The organism is Bradyrhizobium septentrionale, from assembly GCF_011516645.4.
GTDB classification, from domain to species: domain Bacteria; phylum Pseudomonadota; class Alphaproteobacteria; order Rhizobiales; family Xanthobacteraceae; genus Bradyrhizobium; species Bradyrhizobium septentrionale.
In genome coordinates this window covers 8,044,455-8,067,274 of record NZ_CP088285.1, presented here as the reverse complement: position 1 = coordinate 8,067,274, position 22,820 = coordinate 8,044,455, and the positions used below count along the sequence as shown (strand labels likewise).

Here is a 22,820-nt window from a genome sequence, read left to right as displayed (position 1 = left end):
TCATTCCGCGGCGACGGTGCGCTCAACCCAAAAACAGCGACGCGAATGCGGAGGGGCGCCGCTCCACAGCCTTCGGCTTGTGCTCGACCTGCGGATGCAATGCCGGCAATTGCAGCACGCTGACGCGCTGTCCCTCGACCAGCTGGGTCACCAGAACATGGCTGCCGTCGGGGAATTCGACCGCGTCGTGATGGCGATCGGGCACGTCGGGCTCAACTTCGTTGAACACGCCGACGCGGAAATTCATCGTCTTGGTCCAGATCCAGCGGCTGTCGTAGCGAACGTTCTCGGCGAAAGCGAGCTCGGTGCCCGGCAGCATGCAGACCGCGACCGTGGGATCGTTCTCCGAAGCAAAGCCGCGGGTCGACGTGCCGCGGAAGGTCGTGGTGATCAGCGTCTCTCCGACAATGGCGGGGCGCGCTGCCACGGCGTGCAGACTATAGTCACACATCGGATGGCTCCTCTTTTCGAGGTAGCGACCCGTGCCTCTCCTTGAGGCGCAGGCCTCTACCAGAGTGGACGATAGCAAACGAGTGTCTGCTCGTTTCTGGGCGATTGTACGACTGGCCGTCGAACGCCTCAATCACAAACACGCTACACTGCGCGAGAGGTATCGGGGCGCATCCAAGCTGGTCCGCACGCTGCGCTATCTTCCAAGGAACGATCCGATCTGTTGCTCGTTCCTGGATCGGGACGACTTTTTCTTCGAATCGTCATCCCGCTCCATATGTCTGTTCGAGCATGATCTTTTCGGAAAACCGCTTCGCACTTTTCCGGATCATGCTCCGCGGTCGTCAGTATTTGCGATAAAGGCCGATCAGCTTGCCCTGGATGCGGACCCGGTTCGGCGGCAGGATGCGCACTTCATAGGCAGTGTTGGCCGGCTCGAGCGCGATCGATGCACCGCGGCGGCGGAAGCGCTTCAGGGTGGCTTCCTCCTCGTCGATCAGCGCCACCACGATGTCGCCGGTGTTGGCGACGTCGTTGCGCTGGATCAGCGCCATGTCGCCGTCGAGGATGCCGGCGTCGACCATGGAGTCGCCGCGCACCTCCAGCGCATAATGCTCGCCGGAGCCGAGCATGTCGGGCGGCACGCTGATGGTGTGGCTGCGGGTCTGCAGCGCCTCGATCGGCGTCCCGGCCGCGATCCGGCCCATCACGGGGACGGCGACCGGACGGTTGCCGTCGTCCTCGGCGATCGGCGGCGTGCTGCTGCGCTTGCCGAGGGTGCCCTCGATGACGCTGGGCGTGAAGCCGCGGCGACCGTTGCCGCCGCCGGCGGCCAGTTCGGGCAGCTTGATGACCTCGATGGCGCGGGCGCGGTTGGGCAGGCGGCGGATGAAGCCGCGCTCCTCCAGCGCAGTGATCAGGCGGTGGATACCGGACTTCGAGCGCAGGTCGAGCGCATCCTTCATCTCGTCGAAGGAGGGCGGCACGCCGGCCTCTTTCAGACGTTCATTGATGAAACGCAGAAGTTCGTACTGTTTGCGCGTGAGCATCTCGAGTATTCCCCCGGTTGATAGCGTCGTTCGATTCCGAGACTCTTCAGGTGGGGCCTTCAGACGGGGCCTGATCTCGGGAGCGCGATGCTCCCTGGCGGCTTCCCGATTGTAGACACCAGTACTCGAAACAAATCATGAACGGACACTATATGTTCGATATGTGTTCCGCAACCACTTAATTTCCGGTGAACGCATCAGGCGGCGCGCAATCGGCAGCCCGCGAAAACCTCACTCGGGCAGTGTGAGGATCTCGCATTCGCTGCCCTTGGCGGCGGCGGGCGCGAACGGCGGACGCACCAGAAGTGCCCGCGCCGCAGCGAGATTCCCGAGCAGCGAACTATCCTGCTGCATCACCGGCGTGGCGATCGGCGCGCCGTCCTGGCGCTCTTCGAGACGCGCGCGCAGGTAGTCCTCGCGCCGGTCGTTGGCGGCGAGGTCGCGGCCGAGCAGGGCGGTCGTGCGGACATGATGGATGGTGTTCCGGCCGCTCAAAGCCCGAATCAACGGCACCAGAAACAGGAAGGCGCAGACATAGGACGACACCGGATTGCCGGGCAGGCCGATCACCCGCATCGCGCCGAGCCGGCCATGCATCATCGGCTTGCCGGGCCGCATCGCGATCCGCCAGAACGCCATCGCGACGCCCTCGGCCTCCAGCGACTGCTTGACCAGATCGTGGTCGCCGACCGAGGCCCCGCCGGTGGTGATCAGGATGTCGGCGCCGGTCTCCCGCGCCCGGCGGATGCCGGCGGTGGTCGCGGCCACCGTGTCGGCGGCAACCCCGAGATCGACGGTCTCGGCGCCTTCGGCGCGCGCCAGCGCACGCAGCGCATAGCCGTTGGAATAGACGATCTGGCCGGGGCCGGGCCTTGAGCCCGGCATCACCAGCTCGTCGCCGGTGGCGAGCACCGCGACCTTGGGACGGCGGCGCACCGCGAGTTCCGGATAGTTCATGGCGGCCGCCAGCGAAAGCGCGCGGTCGGAGAGGCGGCTGCCGCCCTTCAGCAGCAGGTCACCCTCACGGAAGTCGACGCCGGCCGGGCGGATGTGCCGTCCTGGGCTCGCGGCCTCGGTGATCGAGATATGGTCGCCGTCGACCCGGGTGTCTTCCTGGATGATGACGGCGTCGGCGCCATGGGGGATGACGCCGCCGGTGAAGATCCGCACCGCCTCGCCGGCACTGAGCGTCCGCTCGAACGGCCGGCCGGCGGCGACTTCGCCGATCACCCTGAGCCGGGCCTTGAGGTCAGCCGCATCGGCGGCGCGCACGGCGTAGCCATCCATTGCGGACATCGGCTCCGGCGGCTGGGTGCGGCGCGCCGCGAGGTCGTGCGCCAGCGTGCGGTGGTAGGCCGCATCGAGCGCGACTATCTCCTCCGGCAGCGGTTCGGCGCCGGCAAGAATGGCGGACAGGGCATCGGCAACCGGCATCAAAGCCACGCGCAAAACTCCTTAGGTGCAAATGGTCAAATACCAAGTGCGGTCAGCGCCCTTGCCACGTCATCCGTCGATGTCACGTGGATGGCTTGAAGGCCGCGCGCCCGCGCACCTTCGATATTGGCAGCCAGATCGTCGAAGAACAGGATCCGCGACGCCGGCACGCCGATCGCTTCTACCACATGATCGTAGGCCGCGGCGTCGGGTTTCCGAAGGCCGATGCTCGAGGACAGGAACACGGTCCGGAAGTGGCTGAGCAGCTCGGCATAGGCGACCGAGAAGTGCGCGACATGTGCCGGATTGGTGTTGGAGAAGGCGTAGAGCGGCATTCGCCCTGCGGCGGCCGCGAGCAGGGGTGCGATGCCCGGCATCTCGCCGGTGAAGATCGAATTCCAGCCCTCGAGGAATTGCGCGTCGGTGAGCTCGACGCCGAGTGACCGGCGCAGGCTGGCAAAGAACGCCGCGTCGTCGATCCGGCCGATCTCGTGATGCCTGTAACTGTCGTCGACGACGAAACGGCCGGCGAGGTCGGCCGGCGCGCAACCGGCATGCTGTGCCCAGTGCGTCATCGCCTTGTCCAGGCTGATATCGAGCACGACGCGGCCGATATCGAACAGCAGCACGTCGGCTGAGTCGGGGGAGAGTTGCGAGGTCATTGCGTGAAACCATGTACGAAAATTGCGGGCAGGCGGCAATCTCCCCGATTTGTGCGGCAGGCATGCGACTTCCCTGTCGTCCCGGCGAAGGCCGGGACCCATACGCCGCAGCAATTGTAGTGAACGGGACTCGTCGTTCCAGCGACGCTCAACAGTATTCTTTTGTGGTTATGGGTCCCGGCCTTCGCCGGGACGACAAGGAGTGTGTGGCGCGGTCTGTGGGTCATACGCTCGCATTCTCGCGACATGATTTGTCCGAGCTTTGCTTCTCGTTCCGCCCTCTCCTTGAACAGAGGGCGCAGGGAAAGCCGGGTGCCGATCGCACCCATGGGCCCCGAGCAAAGGGTAGAAAGCTCGGGGGTAGGACCACAGGTGTAACCGGAGCAATCCGGCTTTCCCTGCGCGATGGTTTTACGGCTTACTTCGTGCTCTCCCCGGCGAGACTGGGCTTGTTTGTCACCGCCTTCGCAACACCGCTTTCGCGTGTTGCGACGAGACACCTGCCGCTAGGGCGTCAGGACCACACGACTTCACCGTCCGCTTCACGCGCATTCGTCGACTGCGTGCTCGGCGTCCACCGCATCTCACCGCAACACCCGTGACGATGCGCAGCGCCCCTCGATCGGGTGAGACGGGAGATTCATACACCGAGTTGGGTGTGCCGATAAACAGAAATATTTTTGCTGCGGGGGCTTGCGCCGTCGGGCAACTCAGTGGCAGGGCGGCAGCCCTAGTCCGATAAAAGCTCATTTCTGTGGCGCGATGCACGGATGCTTTCTCGGAGCATTCGTAGCGTTACCCCCTGAACTACGCGCGCTCGCTCACCATCTCCACTAATCATACCCGCAGGTCGACTATCTCTATTGGTGATATCGTCAGGTACGCCAGCCTCCTTAGCGGCAATGCGCCACTTGCGTCTAAACTCCGCTGCGCTCCACGGCATGGCGGTGATCTCGTTGATCACGAGAGGTCCGCTGGTTGTCCGGTGGATCACGTGCTGCAGTTCATCCATGACCATAGGGGCCGTCTGGAGATCGACTTGGGATCTGCCGCTGTTGTTTGCCAACGGAGTGCCGCAACACATTGTTTGAATCGATGTTCGACCAGCGCAGGCCCCGTAGCCACTTTTGCTCTCGCCATATAACATCGGATACACCTTCTTCGGTGAGGGGCACCCATTCTCCGATCACGTCTCTTTGATTAAGCAGAAGCTCAAACTGCAGTGCCTGTGCGAGTGCTATCGATGGCCAACCATAATCGTGTGCCGCCAAGCGGATTGCGTTGGCCTGATCTAAGGTCATGGTTTGATAGCGAGGACCGATCATTTCAAAGCGCGCGCCCGATAATGCATCGAACAGCCGGGCGCACTCTTTGTCTTCAAGTATGGTTGCGCCAAATCGAAACAGGACGCGAAGCCGCCCCACGAGCGAATGCGCCATTGCTACCTTGTCGTCGTCGCCAAGCCATTCGTTGTACCAGGAGATCAAGTTGCGCGTTCGAATACGCTCGAGCGAACTGCTCCCATGTTCGCGAGCAATCCGCGATAACAATCGCTCATGTTTGACTCGAACTTCGTATTTAAGCTTGCGAAAGTCGGAGTCTGGATCCGTGCGGTATTCCTCAATCAGCTTTCCGAGCTTCATTCGCGTCTCCGGCTTCAACTTCCGAAGTAAAAAGCCAACACAGTGGCGGCAATCGTAACTGCTCCGATGATGCCTGCAATGCCTTCGGCATGAATGTATGCTCCTACAAACTTGAATTCGATGCGCGGTGTTTCGCTCACGATCTGTCTCCCTCTGCAAGAATGTGGCGGCCCAAGCGGGCGCTGCCTAATGGGTGACATTCGATCCGCGCCTCAAGCAATCAGGCTTAACGAAAAAAGTGAGAACCGACGTAAAGTCAATAAGATGTCAAAGGAGGCGGCCCATCAGCGCTCATGAGAAAAGAGCGCTGATGCCCAGCGCGACGCAGAGGCATATCGGTAAGCGTCTGAGCAGACGAGGGAAATCCTGCGCGATTCACAAGTCAGGCCGACGCCCGGTTGCGTCGGTAGAGACCCGACTGAAAAAATTGATAGCTCGGTCAATTCGATAGCTCCCTATCCGCGCTCTTTTCGCTGAGCGCGGGAGGGTGGTCGAGCGGCCGGGAAAATCATTTCCACCCCAATGCTAGGACCGAAATTCAATCCGAGCGGATGAATTTCGATGCTTAACGACGCGGGCGGCTACGGTACGGGCGATGAGGGCGAGCGCGAGGCGCCGTCCGATGCCGACCAGACTTTCCAGAAGCTCCAGAAGTAGTGCAAGGCGGATTTCAACAGCAAGGGCCAAACCCGCTGGCGCCGCGAAGCCTGCGAGGACTTTGACTTTGGGGCCGGCGAACCGCTTGCGGAAGATGCTTGGCTCACCAATGCGACCTGAATGCTGCCGCGCAGCCTCTCACATCCTCGAAAGCGCCAGGCCGAAATAGGCGATGAGCGCGCCGGTGCTGAGAATGATGACGACGAGCGCTTGCTCAGAGCGTGCCTGCAAGGTCTTCCGGGTCACGGTGATGGCGCTCCATCTTCGAAAATCATTCTGTTCAACTAACGTGGGTCCGTGTCCGTTCCCGGCTCCTTCCGAGGAACTTGCGCCTTGTCCGGGGAACCGGCCATGCATGGGCAGTAGCCTCCCAAGCGCCGGCTAGCGATAACGTCGCACTGTTCCACACGTGAGGCTGCTCGTCGAACCAGAGCCGATCAATCGCTCTTGGGCCGGTGCATCAGCATCCCGATGGCCAGCATACCCATGCCGCCCAGCGTGGCGCCCGTAGCGGCCTGGAGGAAGAAGTTGTCGGCAGGTCGCAACTCGTTGAGAGCGCCATTGCCCATCACCACGGTCGCTGCATAGCTTTGCAGAAAGTAACCTCCCAGCGCACTAGCGATCAGGCCCGCCGCGCTGTGGCCCCAGAACCCGAATGCGTGGTCGCGCACCACCGCGGCGACGAGATGAGCACCAATGAATCCGGCAACGATTTGGATGTAGAGGTTGGTTGCGGTCCAAAGCATCGGTCGCTCCATTGGCCGCATCAGCACTTCATCGCGCCTCAACCACTTCGCCGTCTTCCTTCACGAACCGTCCAACCGGTGAGTCCAGAAGATCGACGACCGCCTCCGATGGCCTGCACAATCGCACACCTTTTGGCGTCACCACGATCGGCCGGTTGATGAGAACGGGATGCGCCAGCATGACATCGAGCAGTTCCTCGTCTGTCCATTTCGGATCGTCCAGACCGAGCTCCTTGTAGGGCGTCCCTTTTTCGCGCAGCAGGGCGTGCACGGGGATTCTCATCGCGGCAATCAGCTCCTTGAGCTTTTCGCGCGACGGCGGCGTCTTGAGATATTCAATGACGACGGGCTCGGTGCCACTCTGGCGGATCATCGCGAGCGTGTTGCGCGAGGTGCCGCAATCCGGGTTGTGATAAATCGTGACGGTCATGGTCGTGTCTCCGCAATGGCAACGCCGCCGCGCAGTTTGGGACGGCCGAGCAGCCAGTTCATCAGTAACATGCCGGCCATCGCGCCGCAGAGCTCGGCGAGAACGAACCCCGGAAGGTCGATGGGCCGAATACCGGCGAACGTGTTGGTGAGGCAGCGTGCGATCGCAACTGCCGGATTGGCGAACGACGTTGATGCCGTGAACCAGTAGGCGGCTGTGATGTAGAGCCCGACCAGCCAGGGAACGGCCGCGCGCTGAAAGCGGATGCCGGCCAGAATGGTGGCGACCAGGCCGAAGGCGGCCACGGCTTCCGCAAACCACTGCGGTCCGCCGGTCCGGACCTTCATCGACAGGTCGATCAAGGGATGAGCGAACATCAGATGCGCCGCCATCGTGCCGACGGCGCCGCCTGCGATCTGCGCTGCGATGTAGAGCACGGCCTCATTCACCGGCAGCTCGCGCCGGCCGGTAAAGACGAGCGTAACGGCCGGGTTGAAATGGGCACCGGAAATCGGACCGAGCACGGTGATCAGGACGACGAGGATCGCTCCGGTCGGCAACGTGTTGCAGAGAAGCGCAAGAGCGACATCCTTGGTCAGGGTTTCGGCCATGATGCCGGATCCGACCACGGTCGCAACGAGAATGCCGGTGCCGAGCGCTTCGGCGGCAAGGCGCCGGGGAAGGTCGAACGTGTCCATCAACTGGCCCTGGGCTCTGGATGAATTGCGCGGCCGGCGAAATCGATCGCGCCTTGCTCAGCCACGCGTTCGCTCCTTTCGCTGCGGTGGGCAACATGGCTGCAAGCTCTCGACAACCGGCGTGCAAATCTCCGGCCGTCCGTCGCAGCAATCGCGCAGCAGGAACACCGCGACGTTGCGAAACTCGTCGAGGTTGGCGCGATAGACGATCGATCGGCTTCGCCTTTCGGAGGTGACCAGGCGTGCGCGGGTGAGGATCGACAAATGCGCCGACAGGGTGTTTTGCGGCACCTCCAGCAGGCGGGCGAGGTCGCCGGCCGCGAGTCCCTCGGGCTCGTGTTTGACGAGCGCCCGAAACGCCTCCAGCCGGGTCGATTGCGAAAGGGCGGCGAGAGCCAGGACGGCTTCTTCTGTTTCCATATATCCGGATATATGGAAGTATTGCAGCGAGGTCAAGCGGGATCGCCTCAAACGGTTGCATCATATATATTTCGAATATTCTAGAAATATCGATTGACGGAGGTCGGGCGAGGACGCATGCTTTGCGGATGAAGATCGACGACGCAGCAGCACGCCTGGAAGCGCTGGGCAATCCGACCCGGCTCAAGATTTACCGAGCCCTTGTCCGCGCCGGACATGCCGGCATGCCGGTGGGGCGCCTGCAGGAGCGGCTGAAGATTCCGGCGTCGACGCTGTCGCATCACGTCAAGGCACTGGTCTCCGTTGGCCTGATCTCGCAGCTGCGCGAGGGGACCACGCTGGTCTGCCATGCCGAATACGCCACAATGCAAGCCTTGGTGGATTTCCTCGTGGCGGAGTGTTGCGTCGAGGAATCGCAATGCAACGCGGCGCAGACGGCGGCCTGATTTTTTTGTCGGGCATTCGATAATTCCAGAAAGATGGGATGAGCAGATGCCAGCAAAGACGGTCGCGATCATCGGAGCGGGTCCGGTCGGCCTTGCGGCTGCGGCGCATGTGATGGAGCGCGGCATGACGCCGGTGGTGCTGGAGGCCGGAGCCGAGCCCGGCCATGCGGTTCGGCAATGGCAGCATGTTCAGCTGTTCTCGCCCTGGGAATACAATGTGGATCAAGCCGCCGCGCGGCTGCTTGCTGACATCGGCTGGAATCGGCCCGATCCCAAGGTGTACCCGACCGGCGGCGAACTGCTCGATCAGTATCTCATTCCGCTCGCGACCCGGACGCCGCTCAAGGACGTGATCCGGACGTCGAGCCGTGTCACCGCGGTGTCGCGTGCCGGCTTTGACAGGGCCAAGACGAAGGACCGCGAAAAGGCGCCGTTCGAAATTCGCTATCAGAACGGCAGAGGTCCGGAGACGCTGCGCGCCGACGCCGTGATCGACAGCTCCGGCACCTGGTCGTCGCCGAACCCGGCTGGTGCAAACGGGCTTGCCGCGATCGGGGAGCGCGAGGCCCAAGGGAATATCAACTACGGAATGCCTGACGTGCTCGGCAAGGACCGGGGCCGATATGCGGGCAGGGCGGTTGCCGTGCTGGGGGCCGGGCATTCCGCGATCGGCACGCTGACCGATTTGACGAAGCTGGCGAAGCAGTCGCCGGGCACGCCCCCGATCTGGCTGCTTCGTGGCACCAACCCTGCGAAAGCCTTCGGTGGCGGCGCGAATGACAAATTGGCCGCCCGGGGCGAATTGGGCGCGCACTTTGCTTCGCTGGTTTCCTCGGGCCGTGTTCAGGTCGAGGCGGGCTTTCCGGTTGCCGCGATCGGCAGCTTGGATGGCCGGCTCCGGGTCGCGACATCCGCGGCCTGTTGCGGACGCAGCATCGTTGTCGACGAATTGATCGTCGCCACCGGCTTTCGTCCCGACCTGTCGTTCCTCGGCGAGGTCCGTCTGCGCCTCGATCCGGCAATCGAAGCGCCGATCGCGTTGGCTCCCCTGATCGATCCGAACGAGCACTCCTGCGGAACGGTGCGGCCGCATGGCGCGCGCGAACTGGTTCAGGACGATCCCGGCCTCTACCTCGCCGGCATCAAGAGTTACGGCCGTGCGCCGACCTTCCTGATGATCACGGGCTACGAACAGGTGCGCTCGATCGCCGCCGATATCGCGGGAGACCGCGAAGCGGCCGAACGCGTAGAGCTGGAACTGCCCGAGACAGGTGTCTGTACGCGCGGGGGTGTCGAAGGCGCTGGCGCTGCCGGCAGCTGCTGCGGCGGTCCGGCTCCTGTTCAAGCCGACGCTTGCTGCGCGGATGACGCATCCGCCAAGGCGGCCGGTCGCGCCGGTTGTGGCTGCTCCTGATGGACCGCAGCCGACTAACCATCATTGGCGCGCTTGGCACGGCCCAGACACTGGCCTGGGGGTCGAGCTACTATCTGCCCGCGATACTCGCCGATCCGATCGCGCACGACCTCGGGATTTCCAGCAACTGGTTCTTTGCGGCGTTCTCTGCGTCGCTTGTGATCTCCGGGTTGCTCGGCCCGCGGGTCGGCCGGCAGATCGATCGCGTCGGCGGGCGGCAGGTGCTCTGTGCGTCGAACGTCGTCCTCGCTGCCGGGCTAGCTCTGCTCGGCGCGTCCGGGTCGGTGTGGACGATGTCGGCGGCGTGGCTGCTGCTCGGCATCGGCATGGGGCTCGGGCTCTACGATGCGGCGTTCGGCACGCTCGGACGCATCTATGGCGCCGATGCGCGTGCCTCGATCACGGGCATCACGCTGATTGCGGGATTCGCCAGCACGGTTGGCTGGCCGCTGAGCTCGCTTGGCCTCGCCACGATCGGCTGGCGGGAGACCTGCTTCGCCTGGGCGATTGCGCACCTCGTCATCGGACTGCCGCTCAATCTGCTGCTGCCGCGCACGCTACGTGCGGTATCTTCGCAAGGCACGCCCGCAAAACCGCATATTCCGATCGACCGGACCATGGTGGTGCTTTCCTTCGCATTCGCCGCCGCCTGGACGGTGACGTCGGCGATGGCCGCGCATCTGCCGCGGATCGTGGAAACCTTCGGAGCGACGCCGGCGCAGGCCGTATTCGCCGGGATGATGATCGGTCCGGCGCAGGTTGGTGCGCGCATTCTCGAGGCGAGCCTGCTCAGCCGCTTCCATCCGCTGCTCTCGACGCGACTGGCCTGCATCACCCATCCGATCGGAGCCTGCGTGATCGGCATCTTCGGCGGCGGTGCCGCCGCCGCGTTCGCGCTCCTGCACGGCGCCGGCAACGGCATCCTGACGATTGCGCGGGGAACGCTACCGCTCGCGATCTTCGGATCGGAGAACTATGCCTACCGGCTCGGATTGATCGGGGCACCGTCCCGCATCTGCCAGGCGCTGGCTCCGCTGGCGTTTGGGCTCTTGATCGAGCCGATGGGACGGGCGGTGGTCGTGGTGTCGGCAGGGCTCAGCCTGTCGGCACTGATCGCCCTGGCGTTGCTGCCTCGCACATCTTCGGCACGTGCATCCGCACCCGCGGAATGATCGCCGCCGCAGGCTCAGCGTTCACCGAGATCGATCTGCGTCAGGATGCCTTGCCGCAGCGCGAGGCGGACCAGCTCGATATCGGTGCCGACGCCGAGCTTGTCCTTGATGAGGGAATGCAGGTTCGCGACCGTCTTGGGGCTGACGTGCAGCGCCGCGGCGATCTCGTCGGTGGTCTTCTCCGCGAGCAGCATGCGCATCACCTCGAACTCGCGCGCGGTCAGCAGATCGGCGGCTGCGGTCTCGCCGGCGAGGTGGCTGAGCGCGAGCTCGTGGTCGATATCCGGGCTGATCGCGATCTTGCCCGACAGCGCATCCATCACGGCGTGCACCAGCGTCTCCGGCGGGCTGGTCTTGGTGACATAGCCGCTGGCGCCGGCGCGGATCGCCTGCACGGCAAAGGCCGCGTTCTGGTGCATGGTGAACACCAGGATCTTTGCACGCTTGTCCCACTGCCTGAGGCGCCGGATCGCCTCGATGCCGCCGATGCCGGGCATCGACAGGTCCATGATCACGAGGTCGGGCTGGGTCTCTTTGTAGAGGCGGTAGGCCTCGACGCCGTCGGAGGCTTCGGCGACGACGGAGAGGCCTGGCTGCTTCTGCAGCATCGACCGGTAGCCCTCGCGAACGACGGCGTGGTCGTCAACCAGCATGATGGTTCGCGCCGGATTGCTCATGCCGCGCGCTCCACGGGTGCGGCCTCCCGGCTGGCAATGACGGGAACGATGACGCGGAGCGCAGAGCCGTTGGGCTGTCCGGCCTCGAAGCTCAGCCGCCCGCCGAGCGCGGCGACCCGCTCGCGCATGCCGAGCAGGCCCATGCCGGACTTGACCTGGGGATCGCCTTTGAGATCGACTTGGGGATTCCCTTGGGGATCGCCGGGCCGGCCATCATCGTCGATCGCGAGCGCGATTTCGTCGTCGCCGCCGCCCGCAGCCGCCTCGCGCATCTGAAGCCGCAGCATCACGCGCGTGGCGCCGGCGTGCTTGGCCGCGTTGGTGAGCGCCTCCTGCACGATGCGGTAGAGATTGGCGCTGACGGAGGAGGGAAGGCGCTCGAACGATCCCGAGATGGCGATCTCGAACCGCGGCGCTCCCCGGCTGCGGCCGTTCCAGCCGGCGATCAGGCCCTCGAGGCTCGCCGCAAGTCCGAGTTCGTCGACATCGGGCGGCCGCAACCTGAAGAGGGCGCCGCGCAACGTCTCCATCATGTCGGTCGCGGTCCGCGCGATACCGTCGCATTCGGCGAGCAGGGCTGGGCAATCCTGGGCCGCGGTCTGGCGCGCCGAGGCGGCAAGCGCGCGGATGGCGGCCAGCGACTGCCCGAACTCGTCATGCAGCTCGCGCGCGAGATGCCGGCGCTCCTCGTCCTGCACCAGGATCAGTTTTTGCGTCAGCGCGTTGCGATCGGAGAGCGCGGCGGCGAGGCGTTCGGCGAGCTGGTTGAAGACGTCGCCGATCGCCGACAGTTCGGCGAGATCGAACGGCGGCAGCCGCGCGGCGAGGTCGCCTGCGGCGATCCGCTCCAGCCCGTCGCGGATCAACAGCGTCGGACGCAGCGCGCGCGACAGCGCCGCATAGACCAGGGCGCAGAGCAGCGGCAGCGCGATCATGAACACCGCCATCAGCCGGCCGGCATCGTGCCAGGCCTCGGCGGTCGGCACCGCCGGATCGACCCAGGCCACAGCCTCGCCGATCGCGTTGCCGCGCGACACCACCGGGCGCGCGGCCTCGCGGCCGGGATCGAACAGGCGGCGGTAGAGCGCCGCAAAGGCCAGCGGCGGCGCCGCCGTGTCGGTCTGCGCGCCGCCGCAGAAGCGCTGGCTGATCTCGCCGCTGTTGCTGCGAAAGGCGAGGCAGAGCCCCGGCGTCATGACCGTGGCGGCAATGCTGTCGAGATCGGGGAATTCGGAACGCGGACTGTTGATCCACTGGATCTTGTTGTGCTGCAGCTCCAGCGTCCTGGCGGCGACATCGGCAACGGCAGCGATCCTGGCGCGCGCCGCGCGGTCGGAGTCGATCAGGAAGTAGCCTGAGATGGCGGCAAAGCACAGCGTCGACACGGCGGCCACGCGCAAGGTCAGCCGCAGCTTCAGATCGCTTCCGGACCAAATCCACATCGGCGCATCCTCGTGTCGCAGACGGCCCTCGGCGCCCGGTGGCGGGCAGGGCCGTCACGCACATTAAACGGCAGAACGGGAGCGTCGAGAAGCGCCGCCTTGGGCGTTCTTTGGCTGCGGACCATCGTCGTGAAATTTTCCCGGCACCGGCCGGGAGCCGCTCCGCTGCGGCGCGCCGGCCAGCCGGCCTAGGCTGCGACCGACCCGCCGCACCAGCACCCGAAAGGCCCGGATACATGCGCCAGTCCCGTCTCGCTTTGCACGCCCTTGCCCTGATCGGCCTGCTCGCCGGAAGCTGTCCTCTACGCGCCGAGACCGGCGCAGCGGCGGCGTCCGCGCTCAGCGTCAGCATCGACGATTTCAGCTATGTCGACACCTCGGGCGAGGTGATCGACCAGACCGCTGCGCACCAGCGGCGGCTGGATGGGCTGATGCGGAGGCTGCGCGCCGATGTCGCCGCGGAGCCGCGCTACCGCCTGGTTTTGCCCGCGGACGAGGCGCGGATCAAGGTTATCGGCGGCGTGCAGAAGACGAGCACGCTGGTGCAATGGGCCAAGGTCGCCGTCATCGATGCCGGCGCGACCCGTGTGCTCTACGAAAGGCTCTATACGTTTCGTGGCGACAATGATGAGGCATGGGACCACGCGGCGATGTTCTTGTCGCGCGAGGTGCGTGGCGCCCTTGCGGCCGCGCTGCCGCCGGAAGCGACGGCCACTGCTGCGCCGATCGGGCTTGCGGTGTTCGAGTTCGAGCTCGAGGACACCACTGCGGCACCGGCGTCCGGCCTTGCCGGCTCCGATGCAGCCTATCTGGCCGACGTCACCAGGGGCGTGCGTGACCGGTTGGCGCAGTCGGGCCGCTACCGCCTGGTCGATACCGGCGGCGTGACCGCGGAGCCCGTCAAGGCGCGTGCGCTGCGCGATTGCGACGGCTGTGAAGCCGCGATTGCGCAGAAGCTCGGCGCGGATCAAGCGCTGATCGGCGTGATCAGGCGGGTCAGCCGGACCGAATACACGGTCGGCTTCCAGCTGCGCGACGCCCGCAGCGGCGCGGTCATCTCACGCGGCGACAGCGGCCTGCGGATGGGCGCCGATTATTCCTGGACCCGTGGCGCGGTGCATCTGGTCGGCGACCGGCTGCTCGAGGGCGGGGCGCAGCGGTAGTCACAGCCGGTGCGGGTGTCTCGCGGCCGCGGCTGCAATCGCAAAGCGCGATAGCTGCTAGACACATCGTCATCTACCTCCGGGCCTGTGCGTGGGCTATCACCGCCATTGATCCCCGCACAGGAGCCGCCGATGCGTTTGCCCGCCGTCCTTTTCGCTCTCATGTTCGCCGCGAGCCCCGTGGCCGCCGAAGAGCTGTCGGGCACGCTGCAGAAGATCAAGGAGACCAGGAAGGTCACGCTCGGCTTTCAGGAAGCCTCAGTTCCCTTCAGCTATCTCGACGACAATCAGCGGCCGATCGGCTTTGCGCTCGATATCTGCCTCAAGATCGTCGATGCCGTGAAGAAGGAGCTCGGCATCTCGGACATCACGGTCGACTATCTCCCGGTGACCTCGTCGAACCGCATCCCGCTGATGGTCAACGGCACGATCGATCTGCACTGCTCGGCGACCACCAACAGCGCGGAGCGCCAGAAGCAGGTGACCTTCACCAACTCGCACTTCCTGAGCGCGACGCGCTTTGCCGCCAAGAAATCGGCGGGCATCACCACGATCGACGACCTCAAGGGCAAGTCGGTCACCGCCGTTGCAGGCTCGGTGAACCTCACCCAGCTCATCAGGGTCAATACGGATCGCAAGCTCGGCATCACCGTTCTCCCGGCCAAGGACCAGGCCGAAGCGTTTTTGATGCTGGAGACCGATCGCGCCCAGGCCTACGCGCTCGACGACGTCCAGCTCGCCGTGGCGATCGCGCGGTCGAAGCAGCCGGCGCTCTACATGATCAGCGAGGAGGCGTTCTCGAAGGCCGAGCCGTTCGGGATCATGCTGCGCCGGGAGGATGCGCCGTTCAAGGCGCTCGCCGACCGCGCGACGGCGGAGCTCTACGGGAGCCCGGAGATCGAGGTCATGTACAAGAGGTGGCTGGAGCAGCCGACCCCGCCGAACGGCATCAACTACAACGTCCCGATCTCGCCGGCGCTGCGCAATGCGTTCGCCCATCCGAGCTCGAGCTTCGATCCCGACGTGTATGAGGTTCCGAAGTAGCTCGGGCCTGCGGGGCGCGCGAGCGCGCGCGCGGATTGGAAAACTCCGCGTCGTTATTTCTTGCCTGGGTCGCCGAACGCCGTATCGAGCACATCGCCGATCGACTGCCAGCCGCGGCCATCGAACTGAAACAGCCGCAATTGCTTGACCGGCCGGAAGTCCGATTGACCGGTGTTGATCTTGATGCCGGGGAGCAACGCGGACGCCTGATAATCCCTGAGCGCGGCGGCCTGCTTCATGACGTTTTCCCGCGACAGGTCGTTGCCGCATTGCGTGAGCACCTGGACCAGCGTTTCGGCGGCGGCATAGCCATAGACGGCGGCAGCGTCATCCTTGCCGCCGGCTTTCGTGTACTTCTCGATGAAGCTGCGCCAGGCGCCGGTGCCGAGCTCGTCCTTCCAGGCCGGATCGCTCGCGTCCTTCAGGAAGGCGGCGGTGATGACGCCGGTCGCGTTCTCCATGCCGGCCGGCTTCAGCACCGTCTCAATCGATGCCGCCATCTGGTTGACGATGAACACTGGCCGCCAGCCGTGTTCGGCCGCGGCCCGGATCACCTTGGCGGCATTCTCCGGCACCCCGGCAAATACGAAGATCTCGGCCCCCGATCGCTTCAGGACCGATACGTGGCCGTCGAGATGCTGATCGTCGACATCATAGGCGATGTCGACCCTGATGTTATGGGCGACATCACCCAGTCCTTGCTCCAACCCCTTGAACAGATCCCGCCCGAACTGGTCGTTCTGCCAGAGCGCCACGATCTTCTTCCCCGGATAGAAAGCCTGGATGTAATTGGCGTAGATGCGACCCTCCTCGCGGTAGGAGGGCTGCCAGCCCATGGTCCACGGATAGACCGACGGATCGCTCAGCTGCTGGTCGCCGGAGGCAACGAAGAGTTGCGGGACCTGCCGTTCGTTGAGGTACTTCCGCACGGCCAGGTTCCCCGGCGTTCCGAACGAACCGAACATCAGGAGGACATTGTCGGTCTCGACGAGAATGCGCGTGAGGTCCATGGCATTGGAAGGATCGGACAGATCGTCGTAGGACATGAAGCGGATCTTGCGGCCGCCGATTCCGCCGCGCTCGTTGACGATGTCGAAATAGGCGGCTTCCGCCTTGCCGATCTGGCCGAAAATTTCCAGCGTGCCGCTATAGGGCATCACATTGCCGATCCGGATTTCGGTGTCGGAAACGCCCTGGTCGCGCAGTTGCTGCGTGATGGCGCCGAGCGACACCAGCGCGACGGCGCCGGCCAGCAGAGTTCGGATCAAGATACCCATGGGAAGAGCTCGCGCGAGGCAGCCACCGCTCCCTAGATTCGGTTCCTTCCGCACCTGCCCATTGACCTAGATCAACAAGATGGCACGGACAGGGCGGCGGCGGATATCGGTTTCGCCGATCCGGGCTACGTTTGCGTCGCCGAAGAGCGGTTTGCCGCGCAGGGACCGCAATCCTTGGAATGGTCTTTTGCAGTCGATGCGAAAAACGAAATAGCGTCTCATATACTTCGGCCGGTTTTCTCCTAAGCTTGCAACGTTGCAATTGCTGATCAGGAGCCCGCGCCGGTGACCACGCCATTTTCTCTCTCTCGACGTTCCGCGCTCGGCGTGCTGGCCGGAAGCCTGATTGCGAGCGGTGCTCGCGCGGAAAGCGGGGCGGGCGGGGGTCCCGATCTCGGCGGGGTGACGCTGCGGGTTGCCTATTACAAGGGCGGCTGGCGTCCGCTGCTGCAGGCAGCGGGCGAAGACAACACGCCGTACAAGATCGAGTGGAAGGAGCTCAACAACGGCGTGCTCCACATCGAGGCGCTGAACGGCGATGCGCTCGATATCGGATCGGGCAGCGAGATTCCCGCGATGTTCGCCGCCCGCCAGAACGCCAAGGTGCGCTTCATCGCCGTCACCCATGAGGATCTCAACATTCAGGTCACGGTCGCGGCAAAGGACGCGCCGATCCATTCCATTGCCGACCTCAAGGGAAAGCGCGTCGGCTACGTGCGCGCGACAACGGCGCATTACTTCCTCGCCAAGCAGCTCGAGGTGGCCGGGCTTTCCTTCGGCGATATCGAGGCCATCAACCTGACGCCGTCGGATGGTTATTCGGCGTTCGCCTCGGGCAAGCTCGATGCCTGGGCGATCTACGGCTATAACGGGCAGCTCGCGATCGCCAAGCAGGGCGCGCGCCTGCTCAAGACCGGCGTCGGCTATCTCTCCGGCAATTTCCCGATCTACGCCAATCCGAAGGCGGTCGACGATCCGCTGCGCCACGCCGCCGTGGCCGATTTCCTGCTGCGGATCCAGCGCGCCTATGCGTTCGCCAACAAGAATTTCCCCCTCTATGCGGCGGCGCAGGTGGCGGAGACCCATCTGCCGCTGCAGGACATTCTCGACCAGTTCGCCCGCCGCAGCGACGACTTCTCGCTCGCCGGCGTGACGCCTGACGTGCCGGAGACGCATCAGAAGGTCGCCGATACCTTCCTCAAGCTCGGCGTGCTCGACGCGCGCGCGGAGGTTGGACAATTCTGGGACACGAGCTTCAACGACGCGATCGCCGCCGGCGCGGCCAGGCTTGCGAGATCCTGACGGCCGCAACGACATTGCCCATATGGGTGAGGCGGCAAGCGGGCAGGCGCCGCGTCACCGGCGTGCGGGTTCCCGGAAGGCGCTATCTCCGCCGCCGGATTCCACTTCGCGTGGAACTCCGGTCATTTGCGACCCCAGCGTGAAGGCTGCAGCTGTTGAAGGTGGTGTTGCAGCACGGCCGCGGCCGGCGGTGCCGTGCTGCCATGCAGACTGAAAAGGTTGCGGGCCGTACCAAGACTGTATCATGATGACGTCGACCAAGCCGACTCGAGGTCGGGACTGGTCGACGACGCCGGCCTCCAACACCTCCCGATTTCGCATGCAACTAATTTTCTTAGCTATGCCGATTGTTCTGCGGAGCTGAAATTGAATCACGACGCATTGGCCAAGCTCACCGTCACCGTCATTGTCCTGGTCGCGCTGCTCGTGTGGCGGGTTGCCGACCAGAAGAAGCCGATTGAATGCGGGGCCAACTGCCCGACGGACGTGTCCGCGAACCGGAAAGCCGCTCAATAGGATCAGAACGGCTCTGATCACCGGCATTTTTCAAGCCGGCGCCGCTTCGGTTGACGGCCTGCTTTGCCGGTGTGGCTGCTCGCGGCTCACAGCCCGTGACGGCGGTTGCGCTCGGCGCGTAGCGAACTGCCGACGAAGCCGACGTCCTCGATCCCGCGGTAGATGTCCTTTGAGCAGAGCAGCAGCGTCAGCGTGACGGCGACGACTGCGACCAGCGCGGTCACGAGCAGGGGATTGCCGCAGAATGCATTGAGCAGATTCTCGAACGGCCCGGGCCCGCTTGATCGGCGCGCAACACAGGCCGACGTTGCTGCCAGCGCCCAGCCGCCGAGTGCCACGCAGGCCGCGTTGGCACCGGCGAGCGCGATGATGACGGCGGCGAGGCCTTTCCTGATCGACAGCGCGAGATCGACCAGCTTGACAACGGCGCAGATCGCGGCGGCGAAGCCTGCGGCAATCGCCCATCCCGGCAAGCCTGCCGCCGCGGTCTGCACCGGGACGGCCCACAACCCGAGTGCGGCCGCGCTGGCGAGCAGCGTGAGATTGACCTTCACGGCCTCCGGAAATCGGCAGCGCAGCACGTAGCCGTTGAGTTTCTCGACAAGGTCGAGCAGCGCACAGCTGATCAAGCCCGCCGCGAACCCGCCGAGATGCACGCCCCAGTCGATCCGCGAATTGCTGATCGCGAACGCGATGTTCAGCCCGATATTGATGGCGAAGAAGTCGAAGCGGACATCGAGCTTGCCGAGGATCCACAAACACAGCAGCGCGCCCAGAATGCCCGAGGTGGCGCCTGATGCGCCGACCGTCAGATAGGGCGTGGCGTGGATTGCATTGCCGACGATGGCGCCGAACACCATCGCGCAGAAATAGATGATGACGAAGTAGGCCGGCCCAACCCGCCGCTCGAGATGCCCGCCCCACAGCACGAGACACAGCATGTTGGTGGCGAGGTGGATGAAGTTGACGTGCAGGAAACCGTAGGCGAACAGCCGCCAGTATTCGTGCCGTGCCAGCGCAGCCGAGTACATCCCGCCATAGCGGAACATCAGCTCTGTCGGCGCGGATGCGCCGCCGGCTTGGATGAAGCAAAACCCCGACGCCAGAACGGTCACCGTCATCAGCGCGTAGACCGCCGCGTGAGGGATTTCGAAGAAGCCGGGATTTGCGCGGTAGGTGGCCATGGTGACAGCCAGCAGCGGTGGGTTCCACAGCGTAGCGAAGCGGCTTTCAAATTGCTACTCCCGCGTGCTTGGCGCGCGTCGCACCCCTATCGGCTATTGCGCGGTGCGTATATCGTCGGCGCCAAATACAAGATCGGCCAAAATATCGGCCCGGCGCGCCGGGTAACGACGCCAGATGAGGAAGCCATGTCGGACACGCTGCTGTTCTCGCCGATCACCATCCGCGGCGTCACGCTGAAGAACCGCATTGTGGTGCCGCCGATGCACCAATATTCCGCCGAGAAGGGCTTTCCGACCGACTGGCATCTGATGAATGCCGGCAAGTTCGCCGCCGGCGGCGCGGGCCTCGTGATCGTTGAATCGACCAAGGTCGAGCGGCGCGGCTGCGGCACGATCGGCGATCTCGGCATCTGGGACGACAAGTTCGTCGCGCCGCTCAGCCGCCTCGCAGGCTTCATCAAGCAGCAGAACGCGGTCGCCGGCATCCAGCTGGGCCATTCCGGCCGCAAGGCGCGTGCGAGCCGGCCCTGGGAAGGCGATCGCCCGCTGGAGCGCACCGCCGAGATCGAGGATTGGGACGCCTGGACGCCGGTGGCGCCGAGCGCGATTGCCCATAGCGAGCGCTGGCCGGTGCCGCGGGCGCTGGAAACGCATGAGGTGAAGGATCTCGTCGCGGCCTGGGGGCAGGCGGCGCGGCGCGCGCATGAGGCCGGCTTCGAGGTGCTGGAACTGCACGGCGCCCATGGCTATCTCGTGCATGAATTCCTCTCCGAGCGTTCCAACCAGCGCGGCGATCACTATGGCAACTCGGAATCCAACCGGATGCGGTTCCTGATCGAGGTGACGGAGGCCGTGCGCGCGCACTGGCCGGATCACAAGCCGTTGTTCGTGCGGCTGTCGGTCGAGGACAATGCCGGCTGGGGGCCGGAGCAGAGCGCGCGGCTGGCGACGATTCTCAAAGCCGGGGGCGTCGATGTGATCGACTGCTCGTCGGGCGGAATCAGCGAGATGGCGCCGATTCTCGGCAAGGAGATCAAATACAACTACCAGGTGCCGCTGTCGGAATATGTCCGCGGGCATGCCGATATCATGACCATGGCGGTCGGCCTGATCATTCATGGTGACCAGGCCGAGCAGATTCTGCGTGGCAAACAAGCAGATTTGATCGCGGTCGGCCGGGAAATCCTCAATAACCCCAACTGGCCGATGGATGCCGCGCTAAAACTCGGGGTTGAAGGGCCATTTCGCAATGTTCCTCCGCAGTTTGGCTATTGGTTGGGCACGCGAGCCAAGCGCGGATTCGGGACCCGGCCGTCGACCTGGCAGAACGGGTTGCGGGAGGCTGGGCCAGAGGCCGACCGGGAGCTGACTTGAGGCCGGCTTTGGGGTGACTAAATGCTGATTTGGAGCTGACCAAGGCAGCGTGACAGGACCGTAATGGTCCGATGACAAGGCGGCCTTGATCCGACCAAAAAGCCGTTGTGTGGTGCCCCCGTCGGGGTGGGGCAGGCGAACGTTGCGGAACGTTGCCGGCCGGTAGCGAAAAGGATCGCGGATAATGCGCAAACATGTTGGCTTCTTCCTCGGGACGGTTGCGGGTGCGTGTCTTACCCTGCTCGTGGCCTCGCCGCAGGGGGCGCATCTGTTCGCCGCCGCCAATGCCGCCGCGCATTCGGACAACACCAATACCTATTCGCAGCTCAACCTGTTCGGCGAGGTGTTCGAGAAGATCAAGAGCGACTACGTCGAGAAGCCCGAGGACTCCAAGCTCGTCGAAGGGGCGATCAACGGCATGATCTCCTCGCTCGATCCGCACTCCCGCTACATGAACGAGAAGGGCTGGTCGGAGATGCAGGAGACCACGCATGGCGAGTTCGGCGGGCTCGGCATCGAGGTCACGATGGAGGACGGCTTCGTCAAGGTGGTGGCGCCGATCGACGACACGCCGGCCTCGCGCGCCGGCATCATGTCGGGCGACGTCATCACCACGATCGACGATGACCAGATCCAGGGCATGACGCTCGACCAGGCCGTCAACAAGATGAAGGGCGCGCCCAACAGCTCGATCCGGCTGAAGATCATCCGCAAGGATGCCGACAAGCCGATCGAGGTCTCGATCACCCGCGAGATCATCCGCGTCCGCCCGGTGAAGTATCACGTCGAGGGCGGCGACATCGGTTACATCAGGATCACCTCGTTCAACGAGCAGACCACCGAGGGCCTGCGCAAGGCGATCGCGGACGTCCAGAAGCAGGTCCCACAGGACAAGCTCGCCGGCTATGTCGTCGACCTCCGCAACAATCCGGGCGGCCTGCTCGACCAGGCGGTGTCGGTGACCTCGACCTTGATGCAGCGGGGCGAGGTGGTCTCGACCCGCGGCCGCAATCCGGAAGAGACCCAGCGCTTCACCGCGCATGGCGGCGACATGACCAAGGGCAAGCCGCTGGTCGTGCTGATCAACGGCGGCTCGGCCTCGGCCTCGGAGATCGTCGCCGGTGCGCTCCACGACCACAAGCGCGCGACCCTGATCGGCACCCGCTCGTTCGGCAAGGGCTCGGTGCAGACGATCATTCCACTCGGCACCGGCAACGGTGCGCTGGCGCTGACCACGGCGCGCTACTTCACGCCGTCGGGCCATTCGATCCAGGCGCTCGGCATCAAGCCCGACATCGAGGTGCTGCAGGACGTGCCCGACGAGTTCAAGACCCGCTCCGAGATCATCAGCGAGGCCAAGATGCGCGGCCATCTTGCAGCCGAGGGCGCCGAGCAGACCGGCTCGCAATCCTACGTGCCGCCGGATGAGAAGAACGACAAGGCGCTGGCCGCGGCCTTCAACCAGCTCCGCGGCGTCACCGTGAACGCCGACGCCAAGAACGCCGACACCAAGGCCACGCAGAAGCGGCCGGTGCCGAACTAGGCTCAACATATCTGTAGTCATGGCCGGGCTCGACCCGGCCATCCACGTCTTCTTGATGTGATGGATGCCCGGGTCAA

23 protein-coding genes are annotated in these 22,820 nt (G+C 64.6%); 9 read left to right on the top strand and 14 right to left on the bottom strand.

Features of this window, described 5'->3' with window-relative positions; translation table 11 throughout:
• Positions 1-22: 22 nt before the first annotated feature.
• From HAP48_RS40335 to HAP48_RS40295, 10 genes are all read right to left on the bottom strand, one after another.
• Positions 23-451, bottom strand: coding sequence for a hypothetical protein (locus HAP48_RS40335; RefSeq protein WP_166205353.1), 429 nt, complete (start codon positions 449-451; stop codon positions 23-25).
• Positions 452-794: 343 nt separating this feature from the next.
• A complete protein-coding gene (lexA, locus tag HAP48_RS40330; RefSeq protein WP_166205352.1) occupies positions 795-1,499 on the bottom strand; it encodes a transcriptional repressor LexA in 705 nt (234 codons plus the stop codon).
• A gap of 231 nt (positions 1,500-1,730) precedes the next feature.
• On the bottom strand, positions 1,731-2,942 hold the full coding sequence (locus tag HAP48_RS40325) for a molybdopterin molybdotransferase MoeA (RefSeq protein WP_166205351.1): 1,212 nt from the start codon (positions 2,940-2,942) through the stop codon (positions 1,731-1,733).
• Between the two features lie 26 nt (positions 2,943-2,968).
• Positions 2,969-3,595 (bottom strand): HAD family hydrolase, encoded by a 627-nt coding sequence (locus tag HAP48_RS40320; RefSeq protein WP_166205350.1) that lies wholly within the window; start codon positions 3,593-3,595, stop codon positions 2,969-2,971.
• A gap of 1,004 nt (positions 3,596-4,599) precedes the next feature.
• Positions 4,600-5,238, bottom strand: coding sequence for a hypothetical protein (locus tag HAP48_RS40315; RefSeq protein WP_175612263.1), 639 nt, complete (start codon positions 5,236-5,238; stop codon positions 4,600-4,602).
• Between the two features lie 14 nt (positions 5,239-5,252).
• Positions 5,253-5,378, bottom strand: coding sequence for a hypothetical protein (locus tag HAP48_RS50270; RefSeq protein ID WP_275949001.1), 126 nt, complete (start codon positions 5,376-5,378; stop codon positions 5,253-5,255).
• Positions 5,379-6,332: 954 nt separating this feature from the next.
• Complete coding sequence (locus HAP48_RS40310) at positions 6,333-6,641, bottom strand: hypothetical protein (protein WP_166205349.1); 309 nt, start codon at positions 6,639-6,641, stop codon at positions 6,333-6,335.
• A gap of 28 nt (positions 6,642-6,669) precedes the next feature.
• Positions 6,670-7,071 carry an arsenate reductase (glutaredoxin) gene (gene arsC, locus HAP48_RS40305; RefSeq protein WP_166205348.1) on the bottom strand — a complete coding sequence of 134 codons (402 nt, stop codon included), beginning with the start codon at positions 7,069-7,071 and terminating at the stop codon, positions 6,670-6,672.
• The gene (locus HAP48_RS40300) at positions 7,068-7,769 is read right to left on the bottom strand and encodes an aquaporin (protein WP_166205347.1); all 702 of its coding nucleotides are present in this window, start codon (positions 7,767-7,769) and stop codon (positions 7,068-7,070) included. Before HAP48_RS40300 ends, arsC begins: the two co-directional genes overlap by 4 nt.
• Before the next feature lie 57 nt (positions 7,770-7,826).
• Positions 7,827-8,189, bottom strand: a complete 363-nt coding sequence (locus HAP48_RS40295; RefSeq protein WP_166215588.1) for an ArsR/SmtB family transcription factor — start codon at positions 8,187-8,189, stop codon at positions 7,827-7,829.
• Between the two features lie 128 nt (positions 8,190-8,317).
• Here HAP48_RS40295 and HAP48_RS40290 point away from each other — a divergent pair, with 128 nt between their 5' ends.
• From HAP48_RS40290 to HAP48_RS40280, 3 genes are read left to right on the top strand one after another with little or no spacing between them, the layout of a single operon-like run.
• Positions 8,318-8,635, top strand: a complete 318-nt coding sequence (locus tag HAP48_RS40290) for an ArsR/SmtB family transcription factor (protein WP_029080835.1) — start codon at positions 8,318-8,320, stop codon at positions 8,633-8,635.
• Positions 8,636-8,681: 46 nt separating this feature from the next.
• Positions 8,682-10,049 carry an NAD(P)-binding domain-containing protein gene (locus tag HAP48_RS40285; RefSeq protein ID WP_166205346.1) on the top strand — a complete coding sequence of 456 codons (1,368 nt, stop codon included), beginning with the start codon at positions 8,682-8,684 and terminating at the stop codon, positions 10,047-10,049.
• Entirely contained in the window at positions 10,049-11,221 is a 1,173-nt protein-coding gene (locus tag HAP48_RS40280; RefSeq protein WP_166205345.1) for an MFS transporter, read from the top strand. The genes HAP48_RS40285 and HAP48_RS40280 overlap by 1 nt, the downstream gene beginning before the upstream one ends.
• A gap of 14 nt (positions 11,222-11,235) precedes the next feature.
• Here HAP48_RS40280 and HAP48_RS40275 read toward each other — a convergent pair whose 3' ends face one another.
• Together HAP48_RS40275 and HAP48_RS40270 are read right to left on the bottom strand one after the other, a co-directional pair.
• The gene (locus HAP48_RS40275; protein ID WP_166205344.1) at positions 11,236-11,898 is read right to left on the bottom strand and encodes a response regulator transcription factor; all 663 of its coding nucleotides are present in this window, start codon (positions 11,896-11,898) and stop codon (positions 11,236-11,238) included.
• Positions 11,895-13,340: a sensor histidine kinase gene (locus tag HAP48_RS40270; protein WP_166205343.1), complete on the bottom strand. Its 1,446-nt coding sequence runs from the start codon at positions 13,338-13,340 to the stop codon at positions 11,895-11,897. Before HAP48_RS40270 ends, HAP48_RS40275 begins: the two co-directional genes overlap by 4 nt.
• A gap of 236 nt (positions 13,341-13,576) precedes the next feature.
• Here HAP48_RS40270 and HAP48_RS40265 point away from each other — a divergent pair, with 236 nt between their 5' ends.
• On the top strand, positions 13,577-14,503 hold the full coding sequence (locus HAP48_RS40265) for a DUF3280 domain-containing protein (RefSeq protein ID WP_166205342.1): 927 nt from the start codon (positions 13,577-13,579) through the stop codon (positions 14,501-14,503).
• 132 nt (positions 14,504-14,635) lie between these two features.
• Positions 14,636-15,547, top strand: a complete 912-nt coding sequence (locus HAP48_RS40260) for an amino acid ABC transporter substrate-binding protein (RefSeq protein ID WP_166205341.1) — start codon at positions 14,636-14,638, stop codon at positions 15,545-15,547.
• A gap of 53 nt (positions 15,548-15,600) precedes the next feature.
• Here the strand turns inward: HAP48_RS40260 and HAP48_RS40255 are convergent, their stop codons facing one another.
• The gene (locus tag HAP48_RS40255; RefSeq protein ID WP_166205340.1) at positions 15,601-16,824 is read right to left on the bottom strand and encodes an ABC transporter substrate-binding protein; all 1,224 of its coding nucleotides are present in this window, start codon (positions 16,822-16,824) and stop codon (positions 15,601-15,603) included.
• A gap of 285 nt (positions 16,825-17,109) precedes the next feature.
• On the opposite strand from HAP48_RS40255, the gene HAP48_RS40250 reads away from it, so the two are divergent.
• Together HAP48_RS40250 and HAP48_RS40245 are read left to right on the top strand one after the other, a co-directional pair.
• Positions 17,110-18,126: an ABC transporter substrate-binding protein gene (locus HAP48_RS40250; RefSeq protein WP_224496796.1), complete on the top strand. Its 1,017-nt coding sequence runs from the start codon at positions 17,110-17,112 to the stop codon at positions 18,124-18,126.
• Positions 18,127-18,492: 366 nt separating this feature from the next.
• Positions 18,493-18,642, top strand: a complete 150-nt coding sequence (locus HAP48_RS40245) for a hypothetical protein (RefSeq protein ID WP_166205339.1) — start codon at positions 18,493-18,495, stop codon at positions 18,640-18,642.
• An 86-nt stretch (positions 18,643-18,728) separates the two neighbouring features.
• On the opposite strand, the gene HAP48_RS40240 is transcribed toward HAP48_RS40245, so the two are convergent.
• Positions 18,729-19,826, bottom strand: a complete 1,098-nt coding sequence (locus HAP48_RS40240; protein WP_166205338.1) for a rhomboid family intramembrane serine protease — start codon at positions 19,824-19,826, stop codon at positions 18,729-18,731.
• A 186-nt stretch (positions 19,827-20,012) separates the two neighbouring features.
• Here HAP48_RS40240 and HAP48_RS40235 point away from each other — a divergent pair, with 186 nt between their 5' ends.
• Both HAP48_RS40235 and HAP48_RS40230 read left to right on the top strand, forming a co-directional pair.
• Positions 20,013-21,200 carry an NADH:flavin oxidoreductase/NADH oxidase gene (locus tag HAP48_RS40235; RefSeq protein ID WP_166205337.1) on the top strand — a complete coding sequence of 396 codons (1,188 nt, stop codon included), beginning with the start codon at positions 20,013-20,015 and terminating at the stop codon, positions 21,198-21,200.
• 184 nt (positions 21,201-21,384) lie between these two features.
• Positions 21,385-22,743 carry a S41 family peptidase gene (locus tag HAP48_RS40230; RefSeq protein WP_166205336.1) on the top strand — a complete coding sequence of 453 codons (1,359 nt, stop codon included), beginning with the start codon at positions 21,385-21,387 and terminating at the stop codon, positions 22,741-22,743.
• Positions 22,744-22,820 lie beyond the last annotated feature (77 nt).